We start from the raw sequence: 7,536 nt of genomic DNA on the forward strand, positions 1-7,536 counted from the left end.
TTTTTCTTGTTCTTGGCGTCTTACAAATGCCAAATGTTCTTGTTGCTCTCGTTCTTGTGCATAGCGTTGTTCTTGTTGCTCTCGTTCTTTACGTAACTGCTGTTCTCTAGATTCACGATCTTTTCGGTCGTTTTCGAGCTGTATTGCTCTTTTTTGGGAAAACTCTTGCTGCGCTTCGGTCTCAATTTTTTTTGTAAAAGCCGCATGCAATTCTTGGATTTTTAGATCTTCCATTTCTTCTGCATATAGTCGCTTTTGTTTTTCACCATTTTGAGGACTAAAGTATTTATTTCCATAGTTATCTTCTTCAAATATATAACTATTTATGATCTCCAGTCTTTGATCGCGTACATACTCTTGATACTCAGTTTCTCTGCGTGATATTTCAGAAATTTGATGATCTATATTTGAAATTTGATCATTAAGTTTTCGTTGTTTAACAGTGATGTTCGGTTCGTCAAATTTTGCAAAAGACTTTTTAGGCTGGAGCAGCTGATTTTCTTCTGTCCATTTATTTAAATGATCAGAATATCTCTCTTTTTTTTCTATTTCACTAAGACCAGAAATATGCTTTTGGATGTCTAGTTGGGTGTTGTGTTGGTCGATCAGGTCATTTATTTGATTGATCCATTTTGTTTTAAAAAATAAAGGCTCTTTTTTGCGTAGTTCTGATATTGCAGAACTCATCGTGTCTAATTTTGTTGTTAATTTTGATAATTCTTCATTTTGGAATTCATAAAGTTTCTGAGAAGTTTTTTCTGAATACTCAGCTTGAGAGTATTGAAACTGAAGCTCACTTCGTACTTTTTGAACAAGATCCTCAGATACTTTGATGTTTTCATCCAGTGCGATGACCTTTTTGATTTTTAAATTACGTAGCTTAATTTCATCATTTTTCAGACTAATTTCTGTAAATATCCCTCGTCTCCGGAGGTATGTCGCTTGAGGACCTTCGTGCTGAGTTGCTTCTAGGTCACTTTCCTGGTCTTCATAACTTCTGTGATCGACACGTTCATCAAATCCATTTTGTTCCAGGTGATGATTGCATAACTCTGCAAATGATTCTCTCCAGTGGCTTACAGTTTCTGTGCCATTGTCACGACTGAAGTCCCTATATTTTTTTGCTGAAAAGCCACCCTGCTCATTAATACTTCGGGTTGTGAACATGATGTGTGCATGGTAGTTGCGTTCATCACTTCCACTGTCTGTATGAGGTGCATGAATAGCAGCATCAACGATGACACCGTATTTTTTAACGAGGTTTCGGCAAAGTTCATTGAGCATATTTTCACGCTGTTCAGCGTTTAACTCACTGGGAAATGCAATCTCAAACTCTCTTGCAAGTAATGCATCTTTTCTACGTTCAACCTTTTCGACTTCATTCCAAAGTGTTTGGCGCTTGAGTAACTCAGTATTTGTATTTTCAGGTGCATAGATTTTTGTAAATTCGACACCAGTTTTTCTTGTGTAGTCTTGTTCTTTTCCATAAAAATCGCATACCAATTTTTCACTTGAACGATATGCAGCACAAGCAACGGCCGATCGTCCATTACCTCTACTAATCGTTTTAACTGAAAAATGATATATCGCCATTTTGCTTTTGCTCTTTATTTCGATTTATCGAAATTACCAACATGTATATGTTGGTCAGGGGATTACAAAGGGGATTTACCCCTTGTCGCACCATTGGATGAAATCCAATGGCTAAGTGCGCCCTTCGGGAAAACCACGATAGCATGGGCTGTCTTGAATTTCAATTCAAACAGACCTATGCTTGAGGGGGATTCCTTGAGATGGTGATGGTATGAGTGTTGAAACTTTAGAGCAAAAAATTGCAAAGCAAGAAGAACGATTAAGACAACTAAAAGCACAAAAACAAGCTATTGCTGCTCGTGAAAAAAAGAAAAATTCTGATCGACAAAGAAAAGATGATACTAGACGTAAAATTCTACTGGGGGCTTGGGTTCTAAACAAACTGAAAAATGATGAATCTTTTAAGGGTCAACTAACCGATTTTGAAAAGTTTTTAAGCACGGAAAGTAAGACTGAAGAAAATAGGCAGAAAGATAAAGATCTTTTTAATGGATTTATTTGGGATAAGACCTAAATTTCGCATAAGAAATTTTATGTTAAATGATTGTTAGAAATGCCCCTTGATCGAGGCATTTTCTATAAAGAATACTAAAAACTAATTAAAGCCAACCAAGTTTCAAAACAAGGCAGTTCTCAGCAATCATATTTTTAAATTATATAACTCCCAACTGAGCTTTTGCTCCAACGATAAGGCTTTCATTTTGAGTTTCTAAGGCAAATAAACCATACATCAAAGGAGAGGCCGCTGCTCTTTCTAAAGTCTGTTCATATAGTTTATTCCAAACTTTACCCCCTAGTTTTTCATACTCGATGATTAGAGTTTTGAGGCTTTCTTCTCCAAACAAAGTTACATGCCCAGCAAAATCAATCGCTGGGTCATCTATATGGGCTGTTGACCAATCAATAACGCCTGAAACAGCTCCATCCTTTGAAGCTAGTACATGCCCAGCATATAAATCGCCATGTATAAATTGGGTGAAATCTGCCCATAGAACATCATTATCCAACCATTTTCTGTAGCGGGTTTCCAATTGCTCACTTATACCAATTTCAGATTTTACTAACTGCAAATTGTTTGCTATTTCAGGTCTTAAATCTGAAGGTTTCATAATTTTCAAATCATTTTCCCGAACTTCTTTTTCAGGAATACTATGGATTTCAAATAAGGTTTTTGCCAAAGATGTTATGTATTTCGGGCTATCTTTGTCCATATTCCAAATTATTTCATAGGTTTCAGCATCCAAATTTAAAACAGGATTATCTTTAAGTATGGGATAAGCCACTAATTCTGTAGATGAAATTCTCCAATCAGGAACCTCTACAGAAAGATGTTTTTTTACCAATTCTAAAATGCGTTTTTCTTTCTTGATTTGTTCCCTCATGCCATCACGACGAGGAATACGCAGCAACCATTGTTGCCCCTTTGTATCAAGAGCAAAAACGACCTTAAAATCAATGCCCATTTCATTGAAATTCATTTTGTCCGTAAGCAACAAGCCGTGTGCTTCAGCAAGTGATTGAATATCTTGAATTGTCATTTTTAATTTCCTTTAAAGAGTTCAATAATTAATGTTCGGATTAGATTGGCTATCATTAACAATCTCTCTCAAAAGTCTTGATGATTTTGTGGTCTTTGATCTCGTAGATAATGTCAGCAATATTATCGACCAATTGCTTGTCATGAGATACGAAGATAATAGTTCCTGCATAGGACTTCATCATTGTTTCTAATGCGGCAATACTTTTTAGGTCAAGATAGTTTCCTGGTTCATCCATAAGCAAAATATTATATTTTCCTAAAAGCATTTTGGATAAAAGCAGTTTGATGATTTCACCTCCCGATAAGTCGGATAAGTTTTTTTGAATATCATTCGCTCCGATCCCCATTGAAGCCAATACTGCACGAATTTCCGCAACTGTGTACTCGCACTCTTCCTGCATAAAGGAGAGCACAGATTTATGCGTGTTAAATTTATATCCTGTTTGTGTAAAGTAGCCAATTTCAGCTTTTGGAGATATGGTTAATCCATCAGCACGTTCTGATATCATTTTTAACAAGGACGTTTTCCCTGTTCCATTCGATCCAGTTATAGCGACTTTAGCGCCAAGCGGTATTATAAAGTTAGCGTCATCAAAGATAGTACGGCTACCAAATTTTAAGCTCAGACCATCTGCCGTAATCGGGAACTTATTGTGCAGTTCTAGGGCTGAACTTTGACGAAAACGAATAGAACGCAAATGCTCTGGTGCTTGAATATCTTCTAATGCAGCCAAACGCTTTTCCATACTCTTAGCTGCCTGATACAGTTTTCTTTGCTTGGTGCCAGTCATTTTTGCATGCCCAAGTCGTCCAGCACTTTCGGTAGAGTTTTTGGATTTTTCTCCTTTTTTCTTATTGTCTAATCGATTAGCTTGCTGGCGTTTTTCTTGCACAGCAGATTCTAATCGCTCCCGTTCCTTCATCATCAGCTCATATTCTACGGCTTGGTGTTGTCGCTCTTCTTCTTTTTGACGCAAGTAATCCGAGTAACCACCCCAATATTCCGTAATTTTACCGTCTTTTAACTCCCATATCTTGTCTACAACCATATCAAGAAAATATCGGTCATGACTGATAACAAGTAATGCTCCATCAAATGCTTTAAGTTGACCAATAAGTAGATCTATTCCATTGAGATCAAGGTGGCTGGTTGGTTCATCCGCTAGAATGCCATGTACTTGTTGGGAAAATGCGGCAGCAATTTTTGCACGAGTTTCCTCTCCGCCACTCATTGTGTCGTTTTGTACATTGGAAACACCAAGGCGAGATAACATTGCCCGGTCTTCGACCGTTTCTATTTCGATTCCGCCCAGTTGGCTGATATGTGCAAAATCACCAAAACGCTGTAATGTCGCTTCGGCTAAAACAATTTCGCCATTAAGTACTTTGAGTAAACTACTCTTTCCTGCTCCGTTATCACCCACAAGACCAATACGGTCATAAGAGTGAATTTCCAATTCATCAATATCCAAAACATCACGCCCAGCATAATCCAAGCGTATGTTTCTCGCTTTAATAATTAAACTCATTTTTATTTACTCCTGTTTAGCTCTTGAAATTTTTTATGCAGCAAACAGGATTTAGGTGAAAACAAAAGCTAGCATCACAGTGTCCTCCCAAAAAAAAAGCTATTCATCCACAGGGTGGACAAATAGCTAGTCAATTAAGTTATAACTGGAAACTATGCACTAAAAGCATACTTATAAATTAAGCATACTTTTACTTTATATATCCGCATATATTCTTAAAGACACAACAAAAGCCCACCATTATAAAATAGTGTCACTATGCAAATAGTTGTGTCTTAACGAATGCGGATAGAATGCATAAACTTACCTAAAAAATAAAATTCAGTTTTATGATAACTTTACTGTTAAAAGAAGTCTAGACAACCTTGTTTTATGCTTGGATATAAGGCTTATTTTAAAATAATAGTAGTGAAGATTTTCTAAAATTAACATAATACACCTTATACGAAATGCTGTATAATTATCCTTATAATTCAACGCTGTAGTTTCAATTTTCTAGCCCAGTCGTCAATGACTGGGCTTTTTTTATTACTTTTCACGTTCCACGCCTAGTCTTTAATCAATGTTCCACGATTTTGATTAAATAAACTGAATAATTCAATCTGCAGAATTTAAGCGATTATCTTGAATAAGATCACTCAACTTACCTTCAAGCGATTCGATTTTATATTTCAGAGACAAGATTGAATCTTTTAAACGTGAATTTTTAGGTGCATCCGGATTCTTTAATTGATTAAAAACCTCTAATAATTCGCTGTGATGAGTGCTTAACCTTTCAATGTCACTTTCAATAGCCATTCTTGGTGTCCACAGAGCAAGTAAACTTTGCTCATAATCTTTGAGTTCTTGATGACTCATTGCATCTAATTCAGCCTTAGTTCTCATGGTTTAAAATCCGTCTTGCTATGAAGAGCTTTAAAAATCCGTTTTGTTGTTTCCTCTCTTACACTTTTCGGATCTCGTAAGATGCCACTAATCCAGAGGGCAAATGTCGGGTAGTCTGGGAAATTACTGAGGTCTGATAGCTCAGAAAGTTTAGATAAAATAGTGCTGTACTTGTTAATTTGAGCATCAGATAAATTGCAGAACATATCTATAGTTCTTTGATCTCGCTGAGGCGCTATTAATTTTGGCTTAGGTTTTTCTTTCACTATAAATTTAAAGCCGACCACAGAACGCCCTTGTTTGGCGTTTTCATAAGTGATGTCAATGTCTGTATTAGCTGTGATTTCTTCTATTGATGGATTGATTACGCGCTTTTTAAGGTTGCTTAGATCTTGATAGGATTCAGGCAAACCCAGTTCATTTTTTATCTGGTCTAGGGACATTTCAAATTGCCCCATATTTTGATGTTTTTTAGCTAAATGATATAAATCAAAAGAATAATCTTTCTTTAATTTCAATACTATATCTTTCTTATACTTTGTATATGGGTTTAATTTATCAAACTCTTTAAGCATCAATAAAACGATTTCAGGAAAGCGGATAGCTATACCACCATCTTCATAAGTGCAATCAATTACCCAGTTAGATAAAACTTTCTTCCCTCTTTCATTGTTATAAGAGAAATTCCTTTTAATTAGATTCTTACTGGCTAGTTCCAACTGCGTATATGCTGAATGCGTTTTAATGCCACATTCTCTAGCAAATTCTTCAGCAGTAATCATAATTCGGTCTTTTTCCGTTGCATCGGTGGTTCTAGCAATGGGACTGGCAAGGATTAACATTCGTTTTTCATCAATATTCATGCTTTTAAAACATTCGTGAATATTGTTTTGCATTACCACCCAAGAAGGCGGATATGTTTTTTTATTCTCTTCCATATAACTACAATGCCTATTAAGTACTTTTTCGGATATGTACTTTAATATTATATTATTGCTTATTTTTTGACTACGAAAATTGTACTTTTTTAAAAAAAGTACAATGTATTAATTGTACTTGAATGTCCGGTAAAAGTACTTTTAAAGTCCGGTAAAAGTACTTTTTTAAATGTGTTTTGTCCGGTAAAAGTACTTAGTTGTCCGGTAAAAGTACTTTTTTAAAGTCTGAAAGCATTGCTAGGCGTGGTTTATAGGGGGGTCTAAAAGCTTTTAAAAGCTTTTTAAAAGAATAAAAGGGAATTTATTTCCAAAGTGAGTTATTAAAACTGCCCTTGGTACTCGCTAAAGCTCGTACTCTATTGAAGCTCGTTTCACTCGCTTCGTGGGGGGCAGTTTTTTGCATATATGATCAAGGATTCAAAAAGCAAAACATGAATAATGCATTCGCTATGCTCATGCTTTTTGACGAGCAAAAGCATCAATACTTCGCTCGTAGACACTCGCTAATCACTGTCCCCAGTAATTCAATAAAAAACGGTTTTTCAGAGGGGGAATAAGCAAACTTTCGTTGTGTCGCTCGTAGATACTCGCTAAAAGGCTCTCATTTGCGTTCTAAGCGATTTTATTTTTATCAACTATAGTTTTACTGTATTTCTATCAAAAGTCGCTAAAACCCCCGTTTTTTTGCGCTTAAATGGGATTTCTAAGGCGTGTAGTCATGGTTATTGTCATTTTCTGGCTTTTTAGGCTCATTTCTCTGCTGTTTTTCTTGTTCTTGGCGTCTTACAAATGCCAAATGTTCTTGTTGCTCTCGTTCTTGTGCATAGCGTTGTTCTTGTTGCTCTCGTTCTTTACGTAACTGCTGTTCTCTAGATTCACGATCTTTTCGGTCGTTTTCGAGCTGTATTGCTCTTTTTTGGGAAAACTCTTGCTGCGCTTCGGTCTCAATTTTTTTTGTAAAAGCCGCATGCAATTCTTGGATTTTTAGATCTTCCATTTCTTCTGCATATAGTCGCTTTTGTTTTTCACCATTTTGAGGACTAAAGTATTT

6 protein-coding genes and 1 pseudogene are annotated in these 7,536 nt (G+C 36.0%); 1 reads left to right on the forward strand and 6 read right to left on the reverse strand.

From position 1 onward, the window contains the following. The coding region (mobQ, locus tag B9T33_RS16185) for a MobQ family relaxase (protein ID WP_086179916.1) at window positions 1-1,593 on the reverse strand (1,593 nt) is incomplete at its 3' end. Window positions 1,594-1,804: 211 nt separating this feature from the next. Here mobQ and B9T33_RS16190 point away from each other — a divergent pair. Further along, window positions 1,805-2,107 (forward strand): hypothetical protein, encoded by a 303-nt coding sequence (locus B9T33_RS16190; protein ID WP_046128218.1) that lies wholly within the window; start codon window positions 1,805-1,807, stop codon window positions 2,105-2,107. A gap of 139 nt (window positions 2,108-2,246) precedes the next feature. On the opposite strand, the gene B9T33_RS16195 is transcribed toward B9T33_RS16190, so the two are convergent. From B9T33_RS16195 to B9T33_RS16220, 5 genes and pseudogenes are all read right to left on the reverse strand, one after another. Beyond that, window positions 2,247-3,131 carry an Mph(E) family macrolide 2'-phosphotransferase gene (locus B9T33_RS16195; protein ID WP_000155092.1) on the reverse strand — a complete coding sequence of 295 codons (885 nt, stop codon included), beginning with the start codon at window positions 3,129-3,131 and terminating at the stop codon, window positions 2,247-2,249. Between the two features lie 55 nt (window positions 3,132-3,186). Next, entirely contained in the window at window positions 3,187-4,662 is a 1,476-nt protein-coding gene (gene msr(E) / locus B9T33_RS16200) for an ABC-F type ribosomal protection protein Msr(E) (protein ID WP_000052512.1), read from the reverse strand. Window positions 4,663-5,259: 597 nt separating this feature from the next. Then, window positions 5,260-5,547 carry a hypothetical protein gene (locus tag B9T33_RS16205; protein WP_004870774.1) on the reverse strand — a complete coding sequence of 96 codons (288 nt, stop codon included), beginning with the start codon at window positions 5,545-5,547 and terminating at the stop codon, window positions 5,260-5,262. Next, window positions 5,544-6,485 (reverse strand): replication initiation protein, encoded by a 942-nt coding sequence (locus B9T33_RS16210; protein WP_050042213.1) that lies wholly within the window; start codon window positions 6,483-6,485, stop codon window positions 5,544-5,546. The genes B9T33_RS16205 and B9T33_RS16210 overlap by 4 nt, the downstream gene beginning before the upstream one ends. Window positions 6,486-7,188: 703 nt before the next feature. Further along, a pseudogene (locus B9T33_RS16220) lies at window positions 7,189-7,536 on the reverse strand (mobilization protein (MobL-like)); the annotation flags it as partial.

Source organism: Acinetobacter sp. ANC 5054 (assembly GCF_002135295.1).
Taxonomy (GTDB): domain Bacteria; phylum Pseudomonadota; class Gammaproteobacteria; order Pseudomonadales; family Moraxellaceae; genus Acinetobacter.

Coding starts and splice junctions, on each gene's coding strand:
- B9T33_RS16205 (WP_004870774.1), bottom strand. CDS start 5,547: ATGAGAACTAAGGCTGAATTAGATGCAATGAGTCATCAAGAACTCAAA.
- B9T33_RS16190 (WP_046128218.1), top strand. CDS start 1,805: ATGAGTGTTGAAACTTTAGAGCAAAAAATTGCAAAGCAAGAAGAACGA.
- B9T33_RS16195 (WP_000155092.1), bottom strand. CDS start 3,131: ATGACAATTCAAGATATTCAATCACTTGCTGAAGCACACGGCTTGTTG.
- B9T33_RS16210 (WP_050042213.1), bottom strand. CDS start 6,485: ATGGAAGAGAATAAAAAAACATATCCGCCTTCTTGGGTGGTAATGCAA.